A 24471-nucleotide genomic window follows, 5' to 3' on the forward strand; every position below is an offset into this window, starting at 1 on the left:
GGGGGGGGGGGGGGGGGGGGGGGGGCCCCCGGGGGGGGGGGGGGGGGGGGGGGGGGGGGGGGGGGCGCCCGGGGGGGGGGGGGGGGGGCCCACCCCCCTCCCCGCCCCGCTTCCTGCTTCACCGACCCCGCCATGACCCCCTCTGCACGAAGTGCCGCTGGAAGTCGAGGAACACGACCACCGGCATCACCGGCGACAGAGACGCCCCCGGCCCCGGCACGTCGGTGCTGCTCCCGGACTGCCGGATCCGCGACTGCAGTTGCCCGCTCAACGGCTGCGACGAGCTGTCCGCGGACAACAACGTCACCAGCATGTCGTTCCGCACCCACCGGGACTGGAGGATCGCGAGGCCGGCGGTCGCCGGCCGCCCCACCGGCGGCACCGGCCGGGTGAGGCCCGCCCCTCGCTCCCCCGGCCCTCCGCGCGGCCTCCGGCATCTCCTCCGGCATCCCGGCGAAGCAGTGCCGCAGCAGGGACACCGCGAACGGCAGCCCGTCACCGCCGGTACGGCCCTGGCGGCCGTGCTCCTCGCCATGGCTCCGGGGCTGCCGCTGGCGCACTGGCTGATCGACGCCCGGGGGGAGATCGAGCGGCATCGGCGCCGGGATCGCCCAGCCGCCCTCCCCCGCGCTGCTCGTCCTGCTCGGCGCGGCGGCGGTGCCGGGGCCGCGGTCCTCGCGCCCTCCCGGCGGCACGCGCGGGCCCGCCGCCGTCTCGCGGACACGCTGGGCGCGGTGGCCTGAGCGCCCCGCGCCGGGGTTCCGTCAGCCGCCGTAGGGGCTGCGCGGGTGGTACGGCGGCTGCGGCTGCCCGGCGTACGGGTTCCCGCCCGCGCCGGGGACGTACGGGGGCTGCGGGTGCGGAGCGTACGGGTTTCCCTGCGGCGGTACGTGGGGCAGTCCCGTCGGCGGCACGGTCGGCGGCGCCGGCGGGACGGGGCCCGGTACCGGCGGGAGGTTCACCGGGTGGGCGCCCAGCCGGACGCCGTAGCGCCGCTTCAGCCGGCCCGCCTCCACCAGGGCGATCGCCGTGACGGTCACCGGGGCGCCCAGGATGAAGACGACACCCATGGTGAGGCTGAGCCCGTGCAGATCGCCGGTGACGAGGTCGGGGATCGCCATCAGCCAACTGGTCACCGTGGCGAGCAGGGCCGGCAGACAGCGGTGCACGGCGGCCGTGCCGAAGAAGTTGCCGCTCACCCGTACGGCTCCGGAGACCACGAAGACGGTCATCCACATCATCGTCAGGACGCCGCCCAGGGTCACGAACACACTGCCCGACCCGCTCGTCATCTGCACCAGCAGCACCAGCGCGACCACGCAGCCGATGAACAGCAGGAGCAGTTTGAGGGCGTTGAGCAGCGGCACCCGCAGCTGGCGCACGGTGCCGGTGCGCCGCCAGACGAGGAGCATCACGCCGACCGTCAGCGGGGTGAGGACCAGCAGCACCGCCGAGGCGGTCAGCGCGTTCTCCAGCAGCTCCGTGACGTCGAAGCCGCCCTCCAGGACGGTGTAGACGCCGACGGAGGCGACCGCTCCGGCGATGACCCTGAAGCGCTTGAGCCGCTCGACGGACGGGTCGAGCGGCTGCGGGATCCAGGCGGGGTGGAACACCGCCCTCGCGACGTGATGGGGTTTCAGGAAGGTCCCGGCCCTCAGCGTGCCGCCGGTCCAGCTTCCGGACGTACGTGCCACCTTGCATTCCCCCGAACGCTCGCCATGATGATCGCGGAGGATCTTACGGGGAGGCGGACGGTGCCGGGCCGCCCGCCTCCCCGTGCCGTGCTCACTGCCGGCCGCGCAGCTCCCGGTAGGCGGCGACGAGGGCCTGGGTGGAGGCGTCCAGGCCCGGCACGTCGGCCCCTTCGGTGAGGGCGGGTTCGACGCGCTTGGCGAGGACCTTGCCGAGTTCGACGCCCCACTGGTCGAAGGAGTCGATGCCCCAGATCGCGCCCTGCACGAACACCTTGTGCTCGTAGAGCGCGACGAGCTGGCCGAGCACGGACGGCGTGAGCTCACGCGCGAGGACGGTGGTCGTGGGGTGGTCGCCCTTGAACGTCCTGTGCGGGACCAGTTCCTCCGGCACCCCTTCGCCGCGCACCTCGTCGGGGGTCTTGCCGAAGGCGAGGGCCTGGGTCTGGGCGAAGAAGTTGGCCATCAACAGGTCGTGCTGGGCCTTGAGTTCGTCGCTCAGCTCGGCGACGGGCTCGGCGAAGCCGATGAAGTCCGCCGGGATCAGCTTCGTCCCCTGGTGGATCAACTGGTAGTAGGCGTGCTGCCCGTTGGTGCCGGGCGTGCCCCACACCACCGGTCCCGTCTGCCACTCGACCTCACGTCCGTCCCGGCCGACGTACTTGCCGTTGGACTCCATGTCGAGCTGCTGGAGGTAGGCGGTGAACTTCGACAGGTAGTGCGAGTACGGCAGTACCGCGTGCGACTGCGCGTCGTGGAAGTTGCCGTACCAGACGCCGAGCAGGCCCAGCAGCAGCGGCACGTTGGACTCGGCGGGGGCGGTGCGGAAGTGCTCGTCGACGAGGCGGAAGCCGTCGAGCATCTCCCGGAAGCGCTCCGGGCCGATGGCGATCATCAGCGACAGGCCGATCGCGGAGTCGTAGGAGTAACGGCCTCCGACCCAGTCCCAGAACTCGAACATGTTGGCCGTGTCGATGCCGAACTCGGCGACCTTCCCGGCGTTGGTCGACAGCGCGACGAAGTGCCGGGCGACCGCCTCCTCGTCACCGAGGGCGTTCAGCAGCCAGGTCCGCGCGGAGGTGGCGTTGGTGACCGTCTCGATGGTGGTGAAGGTCTTGGACGCGATGACGAACAGCGTCTCGGACGGGTCCAGGTCCCGGGTGGCCTCGTGCAGGTCGGCGCCGTCCACGTTCGACACGAAACGGACGGTGAGGTCACGGTCGGTGAAGGCGCGCAGCACCTCGTACGCCATGGCAGGGCCCAGATCGGAGCCGCCGATGCCGATGTTGACGACGTTGCGGATGCGCTTGCCGGTGTGGCCGGCCCACTCGCCGGAGCGGATCCGGCCGGCGAAGTCGGCCATCCTGTCGAGGACGGCGTGCACGGCCGGGACGACGTTCTCCCCGTCGACCTCGATCACCGCGTCCCGAGGGGCCCTCAGCGCGGTGTGCAGCACGGCCCGGTCCTCGGTGGTGTTGATCCGCTCCCCCCGGAACATGGCGTCGCGCAGCCCGAAGACGTCGGTGGCGACGGCCAACTCCCGCAGCAGCCGCAGCGTCTCGTCGGTGATCAGGTGCTTGGAGTAGTCGACGTACAGGTCACCGACCCGGAGGGCGTACCCGGTGCCGCGGCCGGGGTCGGCGGCGAACAGCTCGCGCAACCGCACCTCGCCGAGCTCCTCGCGGTGCTTGGCCAGTGCGGTCCACTCGGGCGTCTGATGGAGCCTGGTACGACCGTCTGCGTTCATCTCGGACTTCAGCCTTCTTCCTTGGGTGGTCCCGCTGTCCCCAACCTAATTGATCAGCGGTGAACAGGACGGAAGAAGAGGGCTGAGGAAATCCGAAGCGAACCGGTCTAGATCTCGCCCCGCAGTTTGGCGAGTGCCTCGGCGAGGATCGCCTCGCCGTCCGCGTCGCTGCGCCGCTCCCGCACATAGGCGAGGTGCGTCTTGTAGGGCTCGATGCGCGGCGGGGCCGGCGGGTTGTCGCGGTCCTGCCCGGCCGGGAATCCGCAACGGGGGCAGTCCCAGGTATCGGGCACCTGCGCGTCGCTCGCGAAGCTCGGCTGTGTCTCATGCCCGTTGGAGCACCAGAAGGAGATGCGCAACCGGGGCGCGGACTCGCCGCGCTCGGCCTCGCCCATCGGGCCCGCCCCGACCCGGCTTCCCCGGATCGCGTTGCCACTTGCCACGGTCGTAACTCCCTGCGTGATGGTGCCGCAAAGCGAGTCGGCGTTCCGCTTCGCTGCGAGCGCCTCAGTCTACGTAAGGCCCAACGCACGTCCAGTGCGGGGAGTTACCGCCCCTGTATCCAGACGCAGGCCCCATGATAGGCCGCGCTCAGCTGCGCGTACCGCACATGGGGCCTTACGTGCGAAATGCTTGGGACATGGGTGCGTGGCGCGCACTCGGATCAGTTGTTCATCTTCATGGTGATGCCGAGCACGACGATGCACGCGAACCAGAGCAGACCGACCACGACGGTGATCCGGTCGAGGTTGCGCTCGGCGACCGAGGAGCCGCCGACGGAGGACTGCATACCACCACCGAACATGTCGGAGAGGCCGCCGCCCTTCCCCTTGTGCATCAGCACCAGCAGCATCAGCAGCAGGCTGAAGACGATCAGGGCGATGGAGAACCCCAGAACCACGGCTGGACCAACTTCCTCGGATGCGGATGGACGACGCGGGGCCCAGCACACTGCTGGACCCCGCAAGGGTACGACGGATCGTCGCTACGGCCTACTCCCGGCCCGTCGGTTCGCCCCCGGGGCGCTCCCAGCCGGTGTCGAGCCCCTGCGGCTCACTGGTCGCGGAAACGAACGATCCTGACGAACTCGTCGGCGTCCAGCGAGGCGCCGCCGACCAGGGCGCCGTCGATGTCGGCCTGCGCCATGATCTCGGCGACGTTGCCGGACTTGACCGAGCCTCCGTACTGGATGCGGACCTTGGCGGCCAGCTCCTGGCCGTACAGCTCGGCGAGCTTGCCGCGGATGGCCGCGCAGACCTCCTGCGCGTCCTCGGCGCCGCAGACCTTGCCGGTGCCGATGGCCCACACCGGCTCGTAGGCGATCACGACCGTCTCGGCCTGCTCGGCCGGAAGGTCCTTCAGACCGCCCTCGACCTGGGCGAGGGTGTGGGCGACGTGGTTGCCCGCCTCGCGGACCTCCAGCTCCTCGCCGACGCAGAGGATGGGGGTGATGCCGTGCTTGTAGGCCGCCTTCACCTTGGCGTTCACGATCTCGTCCGTCTCGGCGTGGTACTGGCGCCGCTCCGAGTGCCCCACGGCGACGTAGGCGCACTTCAGTTTGGCCAGCATCGGGCCGGAGATCTCGCCGGTGTAGGCCCCGCCGTCGTGCGCGGAGATGTCCTGGGCGCCGTACGTGATCTTCAGCTTGTCGCCGTCGACCAGGGTCTGCACGGAGCGCAGGTCGGTGAAGGGCGGCAGGACCGCGACCTCGACGGCCTCGTAGTCCTTGTCGGCGAGGGCGAAGGCGAGCTTCTGGACGTGGGCGATGGCCTCGAGGTGGTTGAGGTTCATCTTCCAGTTGCCCGCCATCAGCGGCGTGCGTGTGGTCATTGAGGTCAGTCCTCCAGTGCGGCGAGGCCGGGGAGCGTCTTGCCCTCGAGGTACTCGAGGGAGGCGCCGCCACCGGTCGAGATGTGGCCGAATGCCTGCTCATCGAAGCCCAGGGTGCGGACGGCCGCGGCGGAGTCGCCGCCGCCGACCACGGTGAAGCCCGGGGAGTCGATGAGGGCCTGGGCGACCGCCTTGGTGCCCTCGGCGTAATCGGGGTGCTCGAAGACGCCCATGGGGCCGTTCCAGAAGACGGTGGCGGCGTCGGCGAGCTTCGAGGCGTACAGCTTGCGGGTCCGAGGACCGATGTCCAGACCCATGTGGTCGGCCGGGACGGCGTCCGCGGCGACGTTGGTGGGGTTGGTCGGCGCCTTGGCCCTCATGTCGGGGAACTCCGCGGTGACCAGCGTGTCGACGGGCACCACCAGCTCGACGCCGTTCTTCTCGGCGCGCTCCAGGTACTCCCGGACGGCAGGGATCTGGTCCTCCTGCAGGAGGGACGCGCCGACCTCGTGGCCCTGGGCCTTGAGGAAGGTGTACGCCATGCCGCCGCCGATGAGGATGCGGTCGGCCTTGCCGAGCAGTTCGTCGATGACGGCGAGCTTGTCGGAGACCTTGGCGCCGCCGAGGGCGACGACGTAGGGCCGCTGGACCTCGTCGGTGAGCTTCTTCAGGACGCCGACCTCGGTGGCGATGAGGTGACCGGCGTAGTGCGGCAGCCGCGCCGGGAGGTCGTAGACCGAGGCGTGCTTGCGGTGCACCGCGCCGAAGCCGTCGCCCACGTACACGTCGGCGAGGGCGGCGAGCCGGTCGGCGAACTCGCCGCGCTCGGCGTCGTCCTTGCTGGTCTCGCCGGCGTTGAAGCGCAGGTTCTCGATGACCGCGACCTGCCCGTCGGCCAGGCCGGCGACGGTGGCGCCGGCGGACTCGCCGACGGTGTCGGTCGCGAACGCGACGTCGGCGCCGAGGAGTTCACCAAGGCGCGTGGCGGCCGGGGCGAGCGAGAAGGCTGGGTCCGGGGCGCCCTTGGGGCGGCCCAGGTGGGAGGCGACGACCACGCGGGCGCCCGCCTCGGCGAGGGCCCTGACGGTGGGCAGCACGGCGCGGATGCGGCCGTCGTCGGTGATGGCGGTGCCGTCCAGTGGCACGTTGAGGTCGGCGCGGACGAAGACCCGCTTGCCCGCGACGCCTTCGGAGAGGAGTTCGTCGATCGTCTTCATGGGGGCTCCCTGGCTAGAGCAACGTGTTCGCTCGTGTTCGCTCGTGATCGAAAGAGGGCGGCTGTTCCGATACGTGCGTCAGGGCTCGGTCAGCGCGTTGCCGCACCGGCCGAGCCCTGCACTCATATCAGGCTGCCCGCTCCGTGATCAGAGCTGGTTGCCCACGAAGACCGTCAGGTCGACGAGGCGGTTGCTGTAGCCCCACTCGTTGTCGTACCAGCCGATGACCTTCACGCTCTTGCCGTCCTGGACCATGGTCAGGGACGAGTCGAAGGTGCAGGACGCCGGGGCGTTGACGATGTCGGAGGAGACGATCTCGTCCTCGGTGTACTCGAGGTAGCCCTTGAGCTCACCCTCGGCGGCCTTCTGGAAGGCGGCGTTGACCTCTTCCTTGGTGACCTCGCGGGAGAGCTCCACGACCAGGTCGGTGACCGAGCCGGTGGGGACCGGGACGCGCATGGCCATGCCGTCCAGCTTGCCCTTGAGCTGCGGGAGCACCAGGGCGGTGGCCTTGGCGGCACCGGTGGTGGTCGGAATGATGTTCTCGGCGGCGGCACGCGCGCGGCGCAGGTCCTTGTGCGGGAAGTCCAGGATCCGCTGGTCGTTCGTGTACGCGTGCACCGTGGTCATCAGACCCTTGACGATGCCGAAGTTCTCGTCGAGGACCTTCGCCATCGGCGCCACGCAGTTGGTGGTGCAGGAGGCGTTGGAGATGACGTGGTGGTTGGCCGCGTCGTACTGATCGTGGTTGACGCCCATGACGAGGGTGATGTCCTCGTTCTTCGCCGGGGCGGAGATGATGACCTTCTTGGCGCCGCCGGCGATGTGCTTCTCGGCGTCTTCCTTCTTGGTGAAGATGCCGGTCGACTCGATGACGATGTCGACACCCAGCTCGCCCCACGGGATGTCGGCGGGGTTGCGCTCGGAGAGCACCTTGATCGTCCTGCCGCCGACGGTGATCGTGTCGGCGGTGTGCGAGACCTCCTGCTTGAGGCGGCCCAGGATGGTGTCGTACTTCAGCAGGTGCGCAGTGGTCGCCGTGTCCCCCAGGTCGTTGACGGCCACGATCTCGATGTCGGCGCCCTGCTCCAGCAGAGCGCGGAAGTAGTTGCGACCGATGCGGCCAAACCCGTTGATGCCTACGCGGATCGTCACGAACCGATCTCCTCGTTGGTGCGCCGGCTCTAGTCGCCGGCGAGCTGTATTTGGGATGTCCCCGACCACTGTCGACCCTACCTCTCCGGGGCCCCGGTCGTGACATCGAGTAGCCCATACCCGGCGAGGCGGCCCGTACCCGTCAGTAGGGTACGGACCGCCCGGGCCGGCGGCCCGCCGTCACTCGATCTCGTTACGGGATGTCAACACGTCCTGACGTGCGGTGTCACCCGTCCAGGGCAGCCAGCGCCTTCCGCAGCAGTGCGGTCCGGTCGGCCGCGGAGGCGAGGTGCTCCAGGCCGAAGCCCAGCAGCACGGTGTCGCCGGTGGTGACCGCTCCGTAGGTCCGGAACAGCGCTCCGGTGCGCGTCCAGTCCTTCAGGACGACCGGGCTGCCCGCGGGCGGTCCGGACACCGTCCAGGCGCCGAGCGAGCTCTCGAAGCCCTCGGTGTCGGCCGCGGTGCCGCCGGTCACGAGCGAGGCCTCGTCGGCGAGGACGCCGTGGCCGCCGCTGCCCGGGTCGGTGACGTAGGCGAGGGAGACCTCGACCGTCTTCCCGGCGTAGGCGCTCAGGTCGAACTCCACCTGCCGCCAGCCCCCGGAGGAGCCGGTGAGGCTGTTCCAGGAACCGGTGGTGCCGGTCGCGGCGCAGCCGTCGTCGCCCAGCGTCAGGTAGTGCTCCAGCCACGGGTGCTCGCCCATGTAGAACCCGGCCGCACACTCGCTCGGCACGGTGGCGCGGGTCGCGCCGCCCGCCTCGGGCAGGGTCGTCCAGTCGTCGGTGCCGGCGGTGTGCGCCTCGACGACGACGTGGTCGTAGCCCGGTTCGGTGTCCCACAGCAGCTGGGTGCGCAGGGTGGGCCTGTCGGCCGCGGCGGTGCCGGTGAGGTCGATGGTGCGGGTGAGGCGCTTGTAGCCGTCGTCGGTGTGCACGGCGGCCGCCATGTACGAGCCGGCGTAGGGCCCGTACGGGTCGACCGTGCCGGGGAAGCGCCCGGCGCCGGCGCTCGCGAACTGCGGGTACCGCTCGGCGGGCAGCTCGTCGGAGGTGACCCCGTAGGCGCCGGCCTCGTCCAGCGGATTGCCGGGCGCGTCGCCGAGCGGGCCGGTGAAGCCGCCCAGGCTTCCGGAACCGGTGAACGCCGTGGCCCCGGGGGTGGAGGTGCGGGAGTAGGCGCCCAGGTAGTACTGACCGAAGTCGTCGGACGGGGCGCCGCCGCCGAGGTCGACGCTGCCGCCGGCCTGTTCGCCCGCCTCGATCAGCCGGCCGCCCTCGTTGAGGAAGGCCCGCAGCCGGAGCTGGGTGGCGATGCCCGGGGCGGCGGCGCCGGTGTGGTGGACGACCGTGTCGAAGTGGCTCAGCACGCCGAGCGCGTCCGGGGCTCCCTGCTCGGCGACGTCCCAGACCGCCGCGCGGCGGCCGTTGGCCTTCAGCGCGTCGACGTACTTCTGGGCCTGCGTGCTCTTCGCGCCCTCCTCGGCGACGACGAGGAGGTCCGCGCGGGGCCGTTCGGCGACGGTGTAGGTGAAGTGCTCACTGGAGACGTCCCTGCCCCCGCGGCTCTCCCCGGTGAACCACACCTCGACCTTGTCGCCGGGCCCGCCGTGCCTCACCTTCGCCCGGTACTCCTCGAAGTGGAGGTTGTCCTCACCGCCGTACCGCTCCCCGCCCTTCCAGGGCCTGAGGTCCGCGCCGTGCGTACGGCCGCCGTTGACGCGGTACTTCAGTTCCTTGTCGCGCACGGCCCTGCGGACGACGACGGAGACCTCCTGGCCGGCGCCGCGCGCGTACGACGTGCCGAAGGCCGACGGGGTGAAGTCCGCGGCCTGCAGGCCGACGGACGAGGACGGCCGGTCGGGGTGGGAGGCGGACTCGGCGACGGAGAGCGCGAACGGGATGTTCTTCGCGAACTCCTGCTGGATCAGTTTCTCGTCGTCGGGGAAGTTGAAGCCCGACCGGCAGTCGCCGGCGTTCCACTCGTCGTCGGGGTCGGCCTCGGAGACGGTCTGGCAGGTCGACATCTCGGGGGTGAACATCGCCATGCCGTTGACGTTGGCCGCGTGGCCGTCGGCCTCGCCGTTGGTGGTGTACAGCTCGGAGGAGAGCTGCGGGTGGTAGCCGGGGATCGCGGAGTTGCCGGGCGTGCCGGCCAGGGCCTCGTAGAGGACGTCGTCGGGGGTCGGCGTGGCCACCTGCCAGCCGACCCCGTAGAGGAGGAGTTCGGCCGCGGAGTGGTAGTTGATGCCGTAGGTGAAGCCGATCCGCTTCTGGAAGGCGTCGACGGCCCTGGTCTCGGGCTCGGAGCCGGGGCTCGCGCCGCGGTAGGTCTGGCTGGTGGGGTCGGGGGACGAGCCCTCGTCGTCGTAGCCCCACTTGTAGGGGAAGTTGCGGTTGAGGTCGACGCCGTCGCCGGTGCCGATGGCGCCGTCCCCGTTGACGTCCCGCAGGTTCTTGCGCCAGAGGCGGTTGTCCTCGTCGGCGAAGGTGTGGTCGTAGCCGTCGGGGTTGGCGGAGAGGACGAACCACAGTTCGGTGGTGTCGACGATCTTCTTGATCTGCTGGTCCGTCCGGTACGAGTCCAGGTAGTGGTGCATCAGCCGCCGGGTCATCTCCGGCGTGATCCACTCGCGGGCGTGCTGGTTGGACATGTAGAGGACGGCCGGTTTCGCGCCGTCCTTCGTCTTCCCGGCCTTCCTGGTGAGCTTCAGGGCGAGGATGTCCTGGCCCCTGACCGTCCTGCCGATGGAGACGACCTTGGTGAGGTCGGGGTTCTCCCGCGCGGTGCGCAGGATCTCCTCCCGCAGACCGCCCGCTCCGCCGTACGGACGGAACACGCCCTCGGCTGCGTCCTCGACGCGGGTCCTCGCCCGGGCGGAGAGCGCGTGCTCGGTGAGGTCGACGCCCTGTTCCTCCAGCTTCCCGGCCTGCCCCTCGGTGAGGTAGACCTCCACGGTGGCCGTGCCCCGGTCGGGCACCCGCTCACCGAGTTCGTGGCCGTCCTGCCCCGCCGCGAGGAGCAGGGGCACCTGCGTCTTGGTGACGTCGGCGTGGAAGACCTTGACCTCGTCGGCGTCCGAGCCCGCGGGGCCCGCGGGGCCCGCGGGGCCCGCGGGCTGTGCCTGGGCGATGGGTGCGAAGCCCGCTCCGCCGATCAGGAGCGTGCCGACAGCGAGGATCGATCTCGCTCTGTGTCTCATGTGCCCCCCTGGGAGTGGTCCGCCGCAGCGGCGAACAGATGCCAGGCTCATGACACAACATGATCGGGTCAAGGGCGCCGTCGCGACACGGGAGTACCGGCGCCACTCACCCGAGTGGGTGCCGGCGCCGGTCCCCGATCACGTGTCAGACCATCAGCTTGTCGTCCAGCTCCTCACCGATACTGGCCTCGGTGCCCGGGATGCCCAGGTCGGCGGCGCGCTTGTCGGCCATCGCCAGCAGCCGGCGGATCCGGCCGGCCACGGCGTCCTTGGTGAGCGGCGGGTCGGCGAGCGCGCCCAGCTCCTCCAGGGAGGCCTGCTTGTGCTCCATACGCAGCCGGCCGGCCGCGGCGAGGTGCTCGGGGACGTCGTCGGCGAGGATCTCCAGGGCGCGCTGGACGCGGGCGCCGGCGGCGACGGCCGCGCGGGCGGAGCGGCGGAGGTTGGCGTCGTCGAAGTTGGCCAGCCGGTTCGCCGTGGCACGCACCTCGCGGCGCATCCGTCGCTCCTCCCAGGCCAGCACCGACTCGTGCGCGCCGAGCCGGGTGAGCAGCGCGCCGATCGCGTCGCCGTCGCGGACCACGACCCGGTCCACGCCGCGCACCTCGCGCGCCTTGGCCGCGATCGACAGCCGGCGGGCGGCGCCGACCAGGGCGAGCGCGGCCTCGGGGCCGGGGCAGGTCACCTCCAGGGAGGAGGAGCGGCCGGGCTCGGTGAGGGAGCCGTGGGCCAGGAAGGCACCACGCCAGGCCGCCTCGGCGTCACAGGTGGCCCCGGAGACCACCTGCGGGGGCAGGCCGCGGATCGGACGGCCGCGGCCGTCCACCAGACCCGTCTGGCGGGCCAGCTGGTCGCCGCCCGCGACCACCCGGACGACGTAGCGCGAGCCGCGGCGCAGCCCGCCCGGGGCCATCACGATCAGTTCGGAGCTGTGGCCGAAGATCTCCAGGATGTCCCGCTTGAGGCGGCGGGCCGCCATCGCGGTGTCCAGCTCCGCCTCGATCACGATGCGCCCGCTCACCAGGTGGAGGCCGCCGGCGAACCGCAGAATGGCGGAGACCTCCGCCTTCCTGCAGCAGGTCCGGGTGACGGGGAGCCGGGAGATCTCGTCCTTCACCGCTGCCGTCATCGCCATGGGCCGATCCTTCCATGCATCCGAAAAATACGGTCGTACGCGGCGGCCAACAGCTCCGGGTCGTGCCGGGGGCTTCCGTCGGGCCTGGCCACCGGGGCCAGCTCGACCGTGGCGCCGAACCGCTCGGCGGCGGCGGTCAGCGAATCACGGTCGGGCACGGCGGCCTCGTCGGCCAGCACCACGTCCAGGGCGAGTTTAGGGGCGTGTCGTCCCAAAACCTCCAAATGACGCTGCGGGGAGAAGCCCTCGGTTTCTCCTGGCTGCGGGGCGAGGTTAAGGGAGAGTACCCGGCGCGCCTTGGTCTCGATGAGGGCGTCCAGCAGTTCCGGCACGAGCAGGTGCGGGATGACCGAGGAGAACCAGGAGCCGGGGCCGAGCACCACCCAGTCGGCGTCGAGGACCGCCGCGACCGCCTCGGGGACGGCGGGCGGGTCGTTCGGCACGAGGTGCACGGACTGCACCTCGCCCGGGGTGAGGGCGACGGTGGCCTGGCCGCGGACGGTGCCGATCTCGTCGGGCCGCCCGGGGTCGTGTCCCTTGACCAGGGCCTGGAGCTCCAGTGGCACGGCGGACATGGGCAGCACGCGCCCGTGCGCGCCGAGCAGCCGGCCCACCAGGTCCAGCGCCTGGACGTGGTCGCCGAGCTGCTCCCACAGGGCGACGATCAGCAGATTGCCGACCGCGTGCTCGTGCAGGTCTCCCTGGGACTGGAAGCGGTGCTGGATGACCCGGGCCCAGGTCTGGCCCCAGTCGTCGTCGCCGCACAGCGCGGCCAGGGCCTTGCGCAGGTCGCCGGGCGGCAGCACACCCAGTTCGTCGCGCAGGCGCCCGCTGGAGCCGCCGTCGTCCGCCACGGTGACGACGGCGGTGAGGGCGCCGGTGATCCGGCGCAGCGCGGCGAGCGAGGCGGACAGGCCCATGCCGCCGCCGAGGGCGACGACCTTGGGCTGGGCGCCCCGGCGGCGCGGCCTCGCGCCACGGGTCTCGGCCGGCCGGCTCGCGCGCCCCTCGGGGACCGCTCTGCGCAGCCGGCTCAGCCGCGGAGTACGTGCTGTCATTCCCGTCCCATGTCCCGGTGGACCACCACCGTCTCCACACCTTCGGCGGCGAGCCGGGCGGCGAGCTTCTCCGACGTGGCGACCGACCGGTGCTTACCCCCGGTACAGCCGACGGCGATGGTCACGTAGCGCTTGCCCTCACGACGGTAGCCCGCGGCGATCAGCCGCAGCATCTCCGCGTACCGGTCGAGGAACTCCTTGGCACCGGGCTGGTTGAAGACGTACGACGCCACCTCCTCGTTGAGGCCGGTGTACGGGCGCAGCTCGGGGACCCAGTGCGGGTTGGGCAGGAACCGCATGTCCACGACCAGGTCGGCGTCGACCGGGAGGCCGTACTTGAAGCCGAAGGACATGACGGTGGCCCGCAGCTCGGGCTCCTCCTCGCCGGCGAACTGGGCGTCCATCTTGGCACGCAGCTCGTGCACGTTGAGGCTGGAGGTGTCGATCACCAGGTCGGCGTCGCCGCGCAGCTCGCGCAGCAGCTCACGCTCGGCGGCGATGCCGTCGACGATCCGGCCGTCGCCCTGCAGGGGGTGCGGGCGGCGCACCGACTCGAAGCGGCGCACCAGGGCGTCCTCGGAGGACTCCAGGAAGACGGTCCGCCGGGTGACGCCCCGCGCGTCGAGGTCGGCGAGGGACTCACGGAGGTTGTCGAAGAAGCGCCGCCCGCGGACGTCCACGACGACCGCGATCCGTGCCACGTTGCCCTGGGAGCGCGCGCCGAGCTCCACCATGGTGGGGATCAGCGCGGGCGGCAGGTTGTCCACGACGAACCAGCCGAGGTCCTCCAGACACTTCGCGGCCGTCGAACGGCCGGCCCCGGACATGCCGGAGATGATCACCAGTTCGGGGATGGCCACCTCCGGCACTCCGGCCTTTTCCTTACCCGTACTCACCTGTGCTCCGTCGTCCTGGCGGGCGGCGGTCCGGCCGGCACCGCTCCCGCCTGTCTCCTGCTGGGTCCGGTCCCGCTCCGGCGCGGGCCCCGTCTCGTGCTCGGTCATCGATCCTGCCCCCGTCGTTCGTCCGGGGCGCCCGTGGAGACGGGCTCCCCGGCAGAACCCGTCGCCTGCCCGGGTTCCTCCGTGTCATCCATGATCTCGCCCGTCGCCGTGTTCACGGCGGGGGCGGCGGGCGCCGCCCGGTCGAGGGCCGCGACGATCGTCTCGGCCGTCTTGCGGCCTATGCCCGGAACCTCGCAGATCTGGTCGATCGTCGCCGATCGCAGCCTCTTCACCGAACCGAAGTGCTTGATCAGCGCCTGCTTGCGGGTCTCGCCGAGGCCGGGCACCTCGTCCAGCGGGCCGGCCCGGAAGCGTTTGGCGCGCTTGGTGCGCTGATAGGTGATCGCGAACCGGTGGGCCTCGTCGCGGACCCGCTGGAGCAGGTAGAGGCCCTCGCTGGTGCGCGGCAGCACCACCGGGTCGGTCTCGCCCGGCAGCCAGACCTCCTCCAGCCGCTTGGCGAGGCCGCACACGGCGATGTCGTCGATGCCCAGCTCGTCCAGCGCCCGCTGGGCCGCCGCGACCTGCGGCGCGCCACCGTCGACGACGACGAGCTGCGGCGGATAGGCGAAGCGCCTGGGGCGGCCGTCGTCCTCCGTGAAGGTGTTCACGGGCGGCTCGGCGAGGCCTGCGGAGGAGTCCTCCGCACCGGGCTCCCCGCCGTCGGTCCACTCCCCCGTCCGCTCCTTCTCCGCGAGGTAGCGCCGGAAGCGGCGGGTGATCACCTCGTGCATGGAGCGGACGTCGTCCTGCCCGGCGCCGTGCCAGAGCTGTGTGTCCCCGGCCCGCCCCTTGATCTGGAAGCGGCGGTACTCGCTCCTGCGGGCCAGCCCGTCCTCGAAGACGACCATGGAGGCCACCACGTCGTCGCCCTGGAGGTGCGAGATGTCGTAGCACTCGATCCTCAGCGGGGCGCTGTCCAGCCCCAGGGCGTTGGTGATCTCCTCCAGCGCGCGCGAGCGCGTGGTCAGGTCGGAGGCGCGCTTGGTCCTGTGCAGCACGAGCGCCTGCTGGGCGTTGCGCTCCACGGTCTCCATCAGGGCTCTTTTGTCCCCACGCTGCGGGATCCGCAGGGAGACGCCGGAGCCGCGCCGCCCGGTCAGCCACTGCTGGACCGGCTCCACCGGGTCGGGCAGGGCGGGAACCAGGACCTCCCGGGGGACCGCGTCGCCGGTCTCCTCGCCGTAGAGCTGCTGCAGCGCGTGCTCGACGAGGGCGCCGGTGGTGACCTCCTCGACCTTGTCGGTGACCCAGCCGCGCTGACCGCGCACGCGTCCGCCGCGCACGTGGAAGATCTGGACGGCCGCCTCCAGTTCGTCCTCGGCGACCGCGATCAGATCGGCGTCGGTCGCGTCGGCGAGCACGACCGCGCTCTTCTCCATGGCCTTCTTCAGAGCCGCGATGTCGTCGCGCAGACGGGCGGCCCGCTCGTACTCCATCTCCTCGGCCGCCTCCGTCATCTGCCGCTCCAGACGGCGCAGGTAGGCGCCCGTACGGCCGGTCATGAAGTCGGCGAACTCCTCGGCCAGTCCGCGGTGGTCCTCGGCGGAGATACGGTCCACGCACGGCGCCGAGCACTTGTCGATGTAGCCGAGCAGACAGGGGCGGCCGGTGCGGGCGGCGTTCCTGAAGACCCCGGCCGAGCAGGTGCGCACCGGGAAGACCCGCAGCAGCAGGTCCACGGTGTCCCGGATCGCCCACGCGTGCGTGTACGGGCCGAAGTACCGGACGCCCTTCCTCTTGTGACCGCGCATCACCTGCACGCGCGGGAACTCCTCGTTCATCGTCACCGCGAGGTACGGGTAGCTCTTGTCGTCGCGGTACTTGACGTTGAACCGGGGGTCGTACTCCTTGATCCAGGAGTACTCCAGCTGGAGCGCCTCGACCTCCGTGGACACCACCGTCCACTCCACGGACGCGGCCGTGGTGACCATGGAGCGGGTGCGCGGGTGCAGCCCGGCCAGGTCCTGGAAGTAGTTCGCCAGGCGCTGGCGCAGGCTCTTCGCCTTTCCGACGTAGATCACCCGGCGGTGTTCGTCGCGGAACCGGTAGACCCCCGGCGAGTCGGGGATCTCACCCGGTCTGGGGCGGTAACTGGAGGGGTCGGCCATGTCTCACACCCTACTGGCGGGGACCGACACCGCGACGGACCTGTGGACGCGGGGACCGGGGGCCCGGGGACCGGGACGGCCCGGGTGGGTTACGGCGTGCGGGAAGCGGGAAGGTGGGGAGTCCGTCCCTCGGCTGATCGGCGGACGGTCACGAGGACGGTCACGAGTCGGAGGACGGTCGGATGCGACGGACGCGGATCGAGAAACCACGACGGCCGGCCCGGGCCCGCCGGTACGCGGACGAGACGTCCGGCCTCGCCGACTCCCTCGACCCGCGCGATCCCGATGTCGTGCGCGCGAAGCGCCTGCGGCCGCGGTGGGAGGGCCGGGGCGGGGACGGCGCGTCGTAGGGTCGGGGCCCGTCTTCCGGCTCTCCCGGCCGTACGGACCGTGTGGACCGTACGGACCGTGTGGACCGTGTGGACCGTGTGGACCGTGTGGAAGACCACCGGGTCGTGGACACGGACCACCGGGCGGCGCTCGCGGACCCCGGGCGGGAGCGGCGGGGGCACGCCCTCGCCGAACGATCGGACCGCCGGTTTCCGGCATGGACCGGGACCGGACCGTCACCGTCATGACCGTCATGGCGGGGCACGACTTCACCGCGGAGCACCACCGCACGGGGGCTCGGCACGCGACCGACCGCGTTCCGCGACGGGCCGAGGCCCGCGACGGATCGGGGTCCGCGACGGGTCGAATTCAGCGGCGGATCGGGGTCCGTGACGGGCCAGGGTCCGCGACGGGCCGAATTCAGCGACGGGCACCGCGGTGGAGCCGGCCCGCGGAGGGGCCGCTTCGCCGAGGACACCGGCCTGACCTGCGTGCTGGTCGACGGACTGCTCGGACCACCGGTCACCCATGGGGGAACCCCCTGATTCGCCGTGTGCCCCCGGAGCTCGCCCGGGAGACGGAGACCTACGCGGTCGGGCACGACACGGGACTCCGGTACAGCCCGGGCGGCGCCCTGTCCGCCGACGGCCGCGAGACCGGGCCGGGCGCGCGGGTGGCGCCGTCATGACCTGGTCACTGTTCCTCCACACGGGAGACGTCGCGGGCGCTTCCCGGGACACCGCCCCCGCGGGGGTCCGGCACCGCCGGCAGGGCGTCCTCCCCGCGCGAGCAGCGGCCCGTGCCGCTCCCGCGGGGCCCGCCGTCGGACGTCAGGTGTTGTCGGGGCTTGGTCAACACGCTTCAATGCGGGGGAACTCCGGCCCCTGAGCGACGGCGTACGGATGTGAAGGCTCCGCCGCGCCGGCGGGGCGGCTCCGGGGCGCCCGCGCGACGGTCCGACCCGCCGTCGCGGACTTCACAGAAAGGCCCCTGCATGCCGCACGCCACACCACACGCGGACGCCGTCACCGCGGAACTGGACTCGGCCCTGCGCGGCGGCCCCTTTCACGTCGCCCTGCGGGCGGCGATCGCCGCGCGGGGACTGCCGTTGCAGCGGGTGCAGCATCATCTGTCGCGCCACGGCGTGAGGGTCGGTGTCACCAGCCTGAGTTACTGGCAGCAGGGGGCCCGCCGCCCGCAACGTCCGGAGTCGCTGCGCGCCGTGCGGGCTCTGGAGGAGATCCTGCAACTGCCGGAGGAGTCGCTGATCCGGCTGCTCGCCGAGCCGGACCGGCACACGCCGTCCCGGCACTCCGCCGGGCGGTCCCACCGCTCCCTCGTCGAGGCCTCGGGCGTACGGGAACGGCTGCTGGCCCAGCTCGGCGTCCCGCGCGACGGCGGACTGCGCACCCTGGGTCACCACGAGCGGATACGCATCGGGGCGAGCCGCGAACTGGCGGAGCGCGAGTCGCACCACATCGTGCGCGCGCACCGGGACGGCGTCGACCGCTACGTGGCCGTCCACCACGGCGACCCCGGGGCCACGCCGGAACGGATGACCGTGCACGCCCTGGAGAACTGCCGTACCGGACGCGTCCGTTGGCACCACGACACCGGGGTGCTCGCGGCCGAGCTGCTCTTCGACACCCGGCTGCGGACCGGTGACACCTTCCTCTTCCGCTACGCCGTCGAGGACGGCACGGCGGGCGTCTCGTACGAGTACGTGCGCGGGACGGAGTCGCCCGGCGGCCAGTACGCGCTCCAGGTCCGCTTCGGCTCCGAGGCGCTCCCGGTGCGCTGCCACCGGTTCACCCAGCATTCGGCGGCGGCACCGCGCGGCGGCCACCAGGAGCTGGCGCCCAGCGGACGGCACCGCTCGGTCCACCTGGTGGAACCGCGCGTGCGGTCGGGTTATGTGGGGATCGCCTGGGACTGGGCCTGACCGCGGTCCGGCCGGCCGGACCGCGGTCAGGCCTGCGGCCTGGCGACCATCGTGCCGTTCTTCACCTCGACGGCCATCGCCTTCAGGGGGGCCACCGCCGGCGCGCGCAGCGCCTTTCCGGTGGTGGCGTCGAACTCACTGCCGTGGCAGGGACAGATCAGCTTCGTGCCCTCGAGCTTGTTGATGGGGCATCCCGCGTGGGTGCAGACGGTGTCGTACGCCTTGAGGGTGCCGTCCTCGCTCCGGCTGACCACGACGTTGTGGTCCCGGTACAGCCTCGTGCCGTTCTCGGGGACCTCGCTCTCGGGGCCCAGCTCGGTGGGACCGGTCAGCCGCGCGGGGCCCTCCTCGGTCCTTCCGCACGCGGTGAGCCCCAGTCCGGCGACGGAGGTGAGGGCCGCGCCCCGCAGGACGGTACGGCGGCTCGCGGCGGGTCGGGCGGACATGCGGGCTCCACGGGTGGGACGGCGGTGCAGGGCTGGACACCGGGGACGATACCGGGGCCGACCGCACCGATCACCGGCGGGTGAGGACGACCGCGCCTCCGCTCCCGCTCCCGCGGGCAGTCGTACCGCAGGGCGATGAGGCCCCTCCGCTCGAGCGAAGCCGAGCGCGGCGGATGCACCCCGTGAGCGCCGGACCGCGCGATCTCCCCCGGCCCGCGCGAACGCGACGGCGCAAACGTTCGCGTAAACGCTTGCGCAAGCGTTTACGCCCAGCCGCCGCATGGGATACGGTCCCACCCCAGTACGTGATGCGCACCGGCGTCGAAGGAGAGTCCCCATGGCGACCATGGCGGACGTGGCACTCAGCGCGGGCGTCTCCGTGGCGACCGTCTCCCATGTCCTGAACGACACCCGTCCGGTGCTCCCCCACACCCGTCGAGCAGTCCTCGACGCCATCGAGGAACTCGGCTACACCCCCAACACCCTGGCCCGCTCCCTGGTGACCTCCCGCACCCGCTCGATCGGGCTGGCGGTGTCCGCGATCAGCAATCCGTACTTCACGGAGATCCTCCAGGGCGTCGAGGCCGCCGCCCTGGAGCACGGCTACAGCCTCCTCATCGCCGATCCGCACGACGATCCGGCGCACGAACGCAAGGTCGTCCAGCTGCTGCACGAGCGCCGTGTGGAGGGCGTGATCGTCGCGCCCTCCGCGCAACCGCGCGAGCTGCTCGCCTACCTCGGACGTCACCGGGTGCCGGCCGTCTTCCTGGACCGGCTGGTCGACATGCCGGAGGACGGCGAGGGGCCCCGTTTCGACCAGGTGTGCGCCGAGAGCACGGAACCGACGGCCCGGCTGGTCACTCATCTCTCCGGTCTGGGACACCGTCGTATCGCCCTGGTCGCGGGGCGGCCAGGGCTCAGCACGACCGCCGAGCGGATCACCGGGTACCGGCACGGACTCGCCGCCTCCGGGCTGCCGTACGACGAACGGCTGCTGGTGCGCGGTCACTCGGAGTCGGCGGGTGCGGAGCGGGCCACCGCCGCCCTGCTGTCCTCCGGCCCGCGTCCCACCGCGCTGGTCACCGCCGACAGCGCCATGACGATCGGGGCGCTTCGTGCCCTGCGGACGCACGGCCTGTCCGTACCCGGGGACATCGCGCTGTGCTGTTTCGACGACTTCGCGTGGGCGGATCTGTTCACACCCCGCCTCACGGCGATCGCGCAGCCCAGCAGGGACATCGGCGCCCGGGCCGTACGCGTCCTCCTGGACCGCCTCGCCGAACCGGACCGTCCCGCGCGGACCGAACGGCTCCCGTCCGTCTTCGTGCACCGCACCTCCTGCGGCTGCCCGGACGGACCGGAGCGGACCGGGCAGCCCGAGAGTCCCGATCTTCCGACGGAAGGAACCCCCTCGTGATCGTCGTAGCCGGTGAGGCACTGATCGACCTGGTACCGCGCGGTGCGGGTGCGCTCGCGGCGCTGACGCCGGCGCTCGGCGGCGGCCCGTTCAACACCGCCGTGGCGCTGGGCCGCCTCGGCTCCCCCGCCGCGTTCTGCTCGCGGGTGTCGCGGGACGCCTTCGGTGCGGCGCTGCTGGACCGGCTGCGGGAGACCGGTGTGGACGTGTCGTCGGTGCAGCGCGGCGACGAGCCGACGACGCTGGCCGTCGCCACGGTCGGCACGGACGGCTCGGCGGCGTACTCCTTCTATGTGGAGGGGACCGCGGACCGGCTGTTCACGGCCCCCGCCGCGTTGCCGGCCGGGACCCGCGCGGTGTCCTTCGGGACCTGCTCGCTGGTGCTGGAGCCGGGCGCGAGCGCGTACGAGGAGCTGATGCGGGCCGCCTCCGCGCGGGGTGTCTTCACCGCACTGGACCCCAACATCCGTCCGGGCCTCATCCCCGACCCGGGCGCCTACCGGGCCCGGTTCCGGAGCTGGCTGCCGTCGGTGTCGCTGCTGAAGCTGTCCGCGGAGGACGCCGATTGGCTCGGCGGGTCCCCGAAGGAGTGGCTGGCGGCCGGTCCGGCGGCGGTCGTGGTCACCCGGGGCGGCGACGGACTGACCGTGTTCACCCGCGAGGGCGGCGAGTACGCCGTGCCGGGTGAGCGGGTCGAGGTGGTGGACACGATCGGTGCCGGTGACACGGTGAACGCGGCACTGCTGCACGGCCTCGCCGCGCGGGACGCGCTCAGTGACGCGGGTATGGCCGCGCTGGGCGGTGAGGGCTGGGAGAACCTGCTCGGCTTCGCGGCGCGGGCGGCCGCGATCACCTGCTCACGCGCGGGCGCGGAGCCGCCGTACGCCCGTGAACTGGAGCCGGACACCGCCTGACGCGCGCGCCGTGCCGTACGGGGTCCCCGTGCGGCACGGCGCGTGTCGGTGCGGGCCGGTCAGCCCTTGGTCGCCCGCGTCGTCCTCTTGGCGGCGGCCTTGGTGGCCGTCTTCTTGGCGGCCGTGCCGTCGACCGTCCTGGTGGCCGTCTTCCTGGTGGTGGCCCCGGCGGCGACCGTCTTCCTCGCCGCCCTGCGCGGGGTCCGCACCTGCGCGGCGTCGCTGATCCGCTCCGCTCCCAGAATGTCCCGCAGGAACTTGCCGGTGTGGCTGGCCGGAACGCCGGCGACCTGCTCCGGGGTGCCCTCCGCGACGACCAGGCCGCCGCCGGAACCGCCCTCGGGGCCCATGTCGACGACCCAGTCGGCGGTCTTGATCACGTCGAGGTTGTGCTCGATGACGATGACCGTGTTGCCCTTGTCGACCAGGCCGGACAGGACCTTCAGCAGCTTGCTGATGTCCTCGAAGTGCAGACCGGTGGTCGGCTCGTCCAGCACGTAGACCGTGCGGCCGGTGGAGCGCTTCTGCAGCTCGCTGGCGAGCTTCACGCGCTGCGCCTCGCCGCCGGACAGGGTGGTCGCGGACTGGCCGAGCCGGACGTAGCCGAGACCGACGTCGTTGAGCGTCCTCAGGTGACGGGCGATGGCCGGGACGGCCTCGAAGAAGTGCATGGCCTCTTCGATCGGCATGTTCAGGACGTCGGCGATGGACTTGCCCTTGTAGTGGACCTCCAGGGTCTCCCGGTTGTACCGGGCGCCGTGGCAGACCTCGCACGGAACGTACACGTCCGGGAGGAAGTTCATCTCGATCTTGATGGTGCCGTCGCCCGCGCAGTTCTCGCAGCGGCCGCCCTTGACGTTGAAGGAGAAGCGGCCGGGCAGGTAGCCGCGGACCTTCGCCTCGGTGGTCTCGGCGAACAGCTTGCGGACGTGGTCGAAGACACCCGTGTACGTCGCCGGGTTGGAGCGTGGGGTGCGGCCGATGGGCGACTGGTCGACGTGGACGACCTTGTCGACGAGGTCGTCGCCGTCCACGCGCGTGTGCCGGCCGGGGACGCTGCGGGCGCCGTTCAGCTCGCGGGCGAGGTGGGTGTACAGGATGTCGTTGACCAGCGTGGACTTGCCGGAGCCGGACACACCGGTGACAGCCGTGAAGACGCCCAGCGGGAAGGACACGTCGATGTCCTGGAGGTTGTTCTCGCGGGCGCCGTGCACCGTGAGCCGGCGCGACGGGTCGTGCGGGCGGCGGACGTCGGGCAGCGGGATGGCCTTCTTGCCGGACAGGTACTGGCCGGTCTGCGACTCGGCGTTGGCGAGCAGCTCCTTCAGGGAGCCGCTGTGCACGACCTTGCCGCCGTGCTCGCCGGCGCCGGGACCGATGTCGACGATCCAGTCGGCGACCTTGATGGTGTCCTCGTCGTGCTCCACCACGATGAGCGTGTTGCCCATGTCGCGCAGCCGGACCAGGGTCTCGATCAGCCGGTGGTTGTCGCGCTGGTGCAGGCCGATGGAGGGCTCGTCGAGGACGTAGAGCACGCCGACGAGCCCGGAGCCGATCTGGGTGGCCAGGCGGATGCGCTGGGCCTCGCCACCGGAGAGCGTGCCCGCCGCGCGGTTGAGCGAGAGGTAGTCCAGGCCGACGTCGACCAGGAACCGCAGCCGCTCGTTGACCTCCTTGAGCACGCGCTCGGCGATCTTCTTGTCGCGGGTGGTGAGCTTGAGCTCGCCCAGGAACTCGGCGCAGTCGCTGATGGACATCCCGGAGACCTCGGCGATGGACTTGCCCATGACCGTGACGGCGAGGACGACCGGCTTGAGCCGGGTGCCCTCACAGGCGGGGCAGGGCACCTCGCGCATGTAGCCCTCGAAGCGCTCGCGGCCGGCGTCGCTCTCGGCCTCGCTGTGCCGGCGCTTGACGAAGGGGACGGCGCCCTCGAAGGCCGTGGTGTACCGGCGCTCGCGGCCGTAGCGGTTGCGGTAGCGGACCTCGACCTGGGTCTTGTGGCCGTGCAGCAGGGCCTTCTTGGCGCGCTGCGGCAGGCCCGCGAACGGGATGTCGGTGCGGAAGCCCAGCGCGTCCGCGAGGGCGCCGATCAGACGGGCGAAGTAGTCCTTGGTCTGGCCGTGCGACCACGGGTGGATGGCGCCCTCGTCGAGGCTCTTGTCCGGGTCGGGGACGATCAGCTCGGGGTCGACCTCCATGCGCGTGCCGATGCCGGTGCACTCGGGGCAGGCGCCGAAGGGCGAGTTGAAGGAGAAGGAGCGCGGCTCGAGCTCCTCGAAGGACAGGTCGTCGTAAGGGCAGTACAGGTGCTCGGAGTACATGCGCTCGCGCTCGGGGTCGTCCTCGGGGAGGTCGACGAAGTCGAGCACGACCATGCCGCCGGACAGGCCGAGGGCGGTCTCGACGGAGTCGGTGAGGCGGCGCTTGGCACTGTCCTTGACCGTGAGGCGGTCGACGACCACCTCGACGGTGTGCTTCTCCTGCTTCTTCAGCGTGGGCGGGTGGGAGAGCTGGATCGTCTCGCCGTCCACCCGCGCGCGGGAGTAACCCTTGGTCTGGAGGTCGGAGAAGAGGTCGACGAACTCGCCCTTGCGCTCGCGCACCAGCGGGGAGAGCACCTGGAAGCGGCTGCCCTCGGGCAGCTCCAGGACCCTGTCGACGATGGCCTGCGGCGACTGGCGCGAGATCGGCCGGGAACACTCGGGACAGTGCGGCTTGCCGATGCGCGCGAAGAGCAGGCGCAGGTAGTCGTAGACCTCGGTGATGGTGCCGACCGTGGAGCGCGGGTTGCGGGAGGTCGACTTCTGGTCGATGGAGACCGCCGGGGACAGACCCTCGATGAAGTCGACGTCCGGCTTGTCCATCTGGCCGAGGAACTGCCGGGCGTACGAGGAGAGCGACTCCACGTAGCGCCGCTGTCCCTCGGCGAAGATCGTGTCGAAGGCCAGCGAGGACTTGCCCGACCCCGACAGGCCCGTGAAGACGATGAGCGAGTCGCGCGGGAGATCGAGCGAGACGTTCTTGAGGTTGTGCTCGCGCGCTCCACGAACGATGAGACGGTCGGCCACGCCGGTCCGCACCTTTCTTGAGAGAGGTCACAGGGGCGAAGCCCCCGTCTTCCTCAGACTAGGGGGAGCCACTGACAACGCCGGTTCGGTTTCACGGGTTGCCAACAAACCCCGGTTCTCCAGCATGCCCGACGCCGGACACGACCATATGGCACACGCATTCGATTCAGGGTGCGGCTTCGCCACCTTCACCCGATCGTGTGA

At 71.6% G+C, this 24471-nt stretch carries 19 protein-coding genes and 1 pseudogene; 5 read left to right on the forward strand and 15 right to left on the reverse strand.

Features of this window, described 5'->3' with window-relative positions:
• Positions 1-116 precede the first annotated feature (116 nt).
• The 13 genes and pseudogenes from KYY02_RS29350 to uvrC form a co-directional block, all read right to left on the reverse strand.
• Positions 117-494, reverse strand: a pseudogene (locus tag KYY02_RS29350) (ABC transporter permease family protein); the annotation flags it as partial.
• Between the two features lie 270 nt (positions 495-764).
• Positions 765-1694, reverse strand: a complete 930-nt coding sequence (locus KYY02_RS29355) for a DUF3824 domain-containing protein (RefSeq protein ID WP_371243217.1) — start codon at positions 1692-1694, stop codon at positions 765-767.
• A 91-nt stretch (positions 1695-1785) separates the two neighbouring features.
• The gene (gene pgi / locus KYY02_RS29360) at positions 1786-3438 is read right to left on the reverse strand and encodes a glucose-6-phosphate isomerase (RefSeq protein ID WP_371243219.1); all 1653 of its coding nucleotides are present in this window, start codon (positions 3436-3438) and stop codon (positions 1786-1788) included.
• A 107-nt stretch (positions 3439-3545) separates the two neighbouring features.
• A complete protein-coding gene (locus KYY02_RS29365; protein WP_371243221.1) occupies positions 3546-3881 on the reverse strand; it encodes an RNA polymerase-binding protein RbpA in 336 nt (111 codons plus the stop codon).
• Between the two features lie 221 nt (positions 3882-4102).
• Positions 4103-4333: a preprotein translocase subunit SecG gene (gene secG, locus KYY02_RS29370; RefSeq protein ID WP_030858697.1), complete on the reverse strand. Its 231-nt coding sequence runs from the start codon at positions 4331-4333 to the stop codon at positions 4103-4105.
• 158 nt (positions 4334-4491) lie between these two features.
• Positions 4492-5268 (reverse strand): triose-phosphate isomerase, encoded by a 777-nt coding sequence (gene tpiA, locus KYY02_RS29375; protein ID WP_371243223.1) that lies wholly within the window; start codon positions 5266-5268, stop codon positions 4492-4494.
• 5 nt (positions 5269-5273) lie between these two features.
• Positions 5274-6485: a phosphoglycerate kinase gene (locus KYY02_RS29380; protein WP_371243225.1), complete on the reverse strand. Its 1212-nt coding sequence runs from the start codon at positions 6483-6485 to the stop codon at positions 5274-5276.
• A 147-nt stretch (positions 6486-6632) separates the two neighbouring features.
• The gene (gap, locus tag KYY02_RS29385) at positions 6633-7640 is read right to left on the reverse strand and encodes a type I glyceraldehyde-3-phosphate dehydrogenase (RefSeq protein WP_371243227.1); all 1008 of its coding nucleotides are present in this window, start codon (positions 7638-7640) and stop codon (positions 6633-6635) included.
• Between the two features lie 226 nt (positions 7641-7866).
• Positions 7867-10839, reverse strand: coding sequence for a M14 family metallopeptidase (locus KYY02_RS29390; RefSeq protein WP_371243229.1), 2973 nt, complete (start codon positions 10837-10839; stop codon positions 7867-7869).
• 145 nt (positions 10840-10984) lie between these two features.
• On the reverse strand, positions 10985-11974 hold the full coding sequence (whiA, locus tag KYY02_RS29395; RefSeq protein WP_371243231.1) for a DNA-binding protein WhiA: 990 nt from the start codon (positions 11972-11974) through the stop codon (positions 10985-10987).
• Entirely contained in the window at positions 11965-13032 is a 1068-nt protein-coding gene (locus KYY02_RS29400) for a gluconeogenesis factor YvcK family protein (protein WP_371243233.1), read from the reverse strand. The genes whiA and KYY02_RS29400 overlap by 10 nt, the downstream gene beginning before the upstream one ends.
• Complete coding sequence (gene rapZ / locus KYY02_RS29405; protein ID WP_371243235.1) at positions 13029-14036, reverse strand: RNase adapter RapZ; 1008 nt, start codon at positions 14034-14036, stop codon at positions 13029-13031. Before rapZ ends, KYY02_RS29400 begins: the two co-directional genes overlap by 4 nt.
• On the reverse strand, positions 14033-16147 hold the full coding sequence (gene uvrC / locus KYY02_RS29410) for an excinuclease ABC subunit UvrC (RefSeq protein WP_371243237.1): 2115 nt from the start codon (positions 16145-16147) through the stop codon (positions 14033-14035). The genes rapZ and uvrC overlap by 4 nt, the downstream gene beginning before the upstream one ends.
• A gap of 182 nt (positions 16148-16329) precedes the next feature.
• Here uvrC and KYY02_RS29415 point away from each other — a divergent pair, with 182 nt between their 5' ends.
• The 3 genes from KYY02_RS29415 to KYY02_RS29425 all read left to right on the forward strand — a co-directional run bounded on the left by KYY02_RS29415 (position 16330) and on the right by KYY02_RS29425 (position 18419).
• The gene (locus KYY02_RS29415) at positions 16330-16497 is read left to right on the forward strand and encodes a hypothetical protein (RefSeq protein ID WP_371243239.1); all 168 of its coding nucleotides are present in this window, start codon (positions 16330-16332) and stop codon (positions 16495-16497) included.
• Positions 16498-17030: 533 nt separating this feature from the next.
• The gene (locus tag KYY02_RS29420; RefSeq protein WP_371243241.1) at positions 17031-17165 is read left to right on the forward strand and encodes a hypothetical protein; all 135 of its coding nucleotides are present in this window, start codon (positions 17031-17033) and stop codon (positions 17163-17165) included.
• A 306-nt stretch (positions 17166-17471) separates the two neighbouring features.
• The gene (locus KYY02_RS29425; RefSeq protein WP_371243243.1) at positions 17472-18419 is read left to right on the forward strand and encodes a hypothetical protein; all 948 of its coding nucleotides are present in this window, start codon (positions 17472-17474) and stop codon (positions 18417-18419) included.
• A gap of 26 nt (positions 18420-18445) precedes the next feature.
• Here KYY02_RS29425 and KYY02_RS29430 read toward each other — a convergent pair whose 3' ends face one another.
• Positions 18446-18865 (reverse strand): Rieske (2Fe-2S) protein, encoded by a 420-nt coding sequence (locus KYY02_RS29430; protein ID WP_371243245.1) that lies wholly within the window; start codon positions 18863-18865, stop codon positions 18446-18448.
• Positions 18866-19202: 337 nt separating this feature from the next.
• Between KYY02_RS29430 and KYY02_RS29435 the strand changes: the two genes are divergently transcribed.
• Together KYY02_RS29435 and KYY02_RS29440 are read left to right on the forward strand one after the other, a co-directional pair.
• Positions 19203-20282, forward strand: coding sequence for a LacI family DNA-binding transcriptional regulator (locus KYY02_RS29435; protein WP_371243247.1), 1080 nt, complete (start codon positions 19203-19205; stop codon positions 20280-20282).
• On the forward strand, positions 20279-21196 hold the full coding sequence (locus KYY02_RS29440; RefSeq protein WP_371243249.1) for a carbohydrate kinase family protein: 918 nt from the start codon (positions 20279-20281) through the stop codon (positions 21194-21196). The genes KYY02_RS29435 and KYY02_RS29440 overlap by 4 nt, the downstream gene beginning before the upstream one ends.
• Positions 21197-21255: 59 nt before the next feature.
• On the opposite strand, the gene uvrA is transcribed toward KYY02_RS29440, so the two are convergent.
• Complete coding sequence (gene uvrA, locus KYY02_RS29445; RefSeq protein ID WP_371243251.1) at positions 21256-24267, reverse strand: excinuclease ABC subunit UvrA; 3012 nt, start codon at positions 24265-24267, stop codon at positions 21256-21258.
• Positions 24268-24471: the final 204 nt, after the last annotated feature.

Source organism: Streptomyces pimonensis, from assembly GCF_041380215.1.
Classification (GTDB): Bacteria; Actinomycetota; Actinomycetes; order Streptomycetales; family Streptomycetaceae; genus Streptomyces; species Streptomyces pimonensis.

Coding starts and splice junctions, on each gene's coding strand:
- pgi (WP_371243219.1), bottom strand. CDS start 3,438: ATGAACGCAGACGGTCGTACCAGGCTCCATCAGACGCCCGAGTGGACC.
- tpiA (WP_371243223.1), bottom strand. CDS start 5,268: ATGACCACACGCACGCCGCTGATGGCGGGCAACTGGAAGATGAACCTC.
- KYY02_RS29380 (WP_371243225.1), bottom strand. CDS start 6,485: ATGAAGACGATCGACGAACTCCTCTCCGAAGGCGTCGCGGGCAAGCGG.
- KYY02_RS29390 (WP_371243229.1), bottom strand. CDS start 10,839: ATGAGACACAGAGCGAGATCGATCCTCGCTGTCGGCACGCTCCTGATC.
- whiA (WP_371243231.1), bottom strand. CDS start 11,974: ATGGCGATGACGGCAGCGGTGAAGGACGAGATCTCCCGGCTCCCCGTC.
- KYY02_RS29400 (WP_371243233.1), bottom strand. CDS start 13,032: ATGACAGCACGTACTCCGCGGCTGAGCCGGCTGCGCAGAGCGGTCCCC.
- rapZ (WP_371243235.1), bottom strand. CDS start 14,036: ATGACCGAGCACGAGACGGGGCCCGCGCCGGAGCGGGACCGGACCCAG.
- uvrC (WP_371243237.1), bottom strand. CDS start 16,147: ATGGCCGACCCCTCCAGTTACCGCCCCAGACCGGGTGAGATCCCCGAC.
- KYY02_RS29415 (WP_371243239.1), top strand. CDS start 16,330: ATGCGACGGACGCGGATCGAGAAACCACGACGGCCGGCCCGGGCCCGC.
- KYY02_RS29425 (WP_371243243.1), top strand. CDS start 17,472: ATGCCGCACGCCACACCACACGCGGACGCCGTCACCGCGGAACTGGAC.
- KYY02_RS29430 (WP_371243245.1), bottom strand. CDS start 18,865: ATGTCCGCCCGACCCGCCGCGAGCCGCCGTACCGTCCTGCGGGGCGCG.
- KYY02_RS29435 (WP_371243247.1), top strand. CDS start 19,203: ATGGCGACCATGGCGGACGTGGCACTCAGCGCGGGCGTCTCCGTGGCG.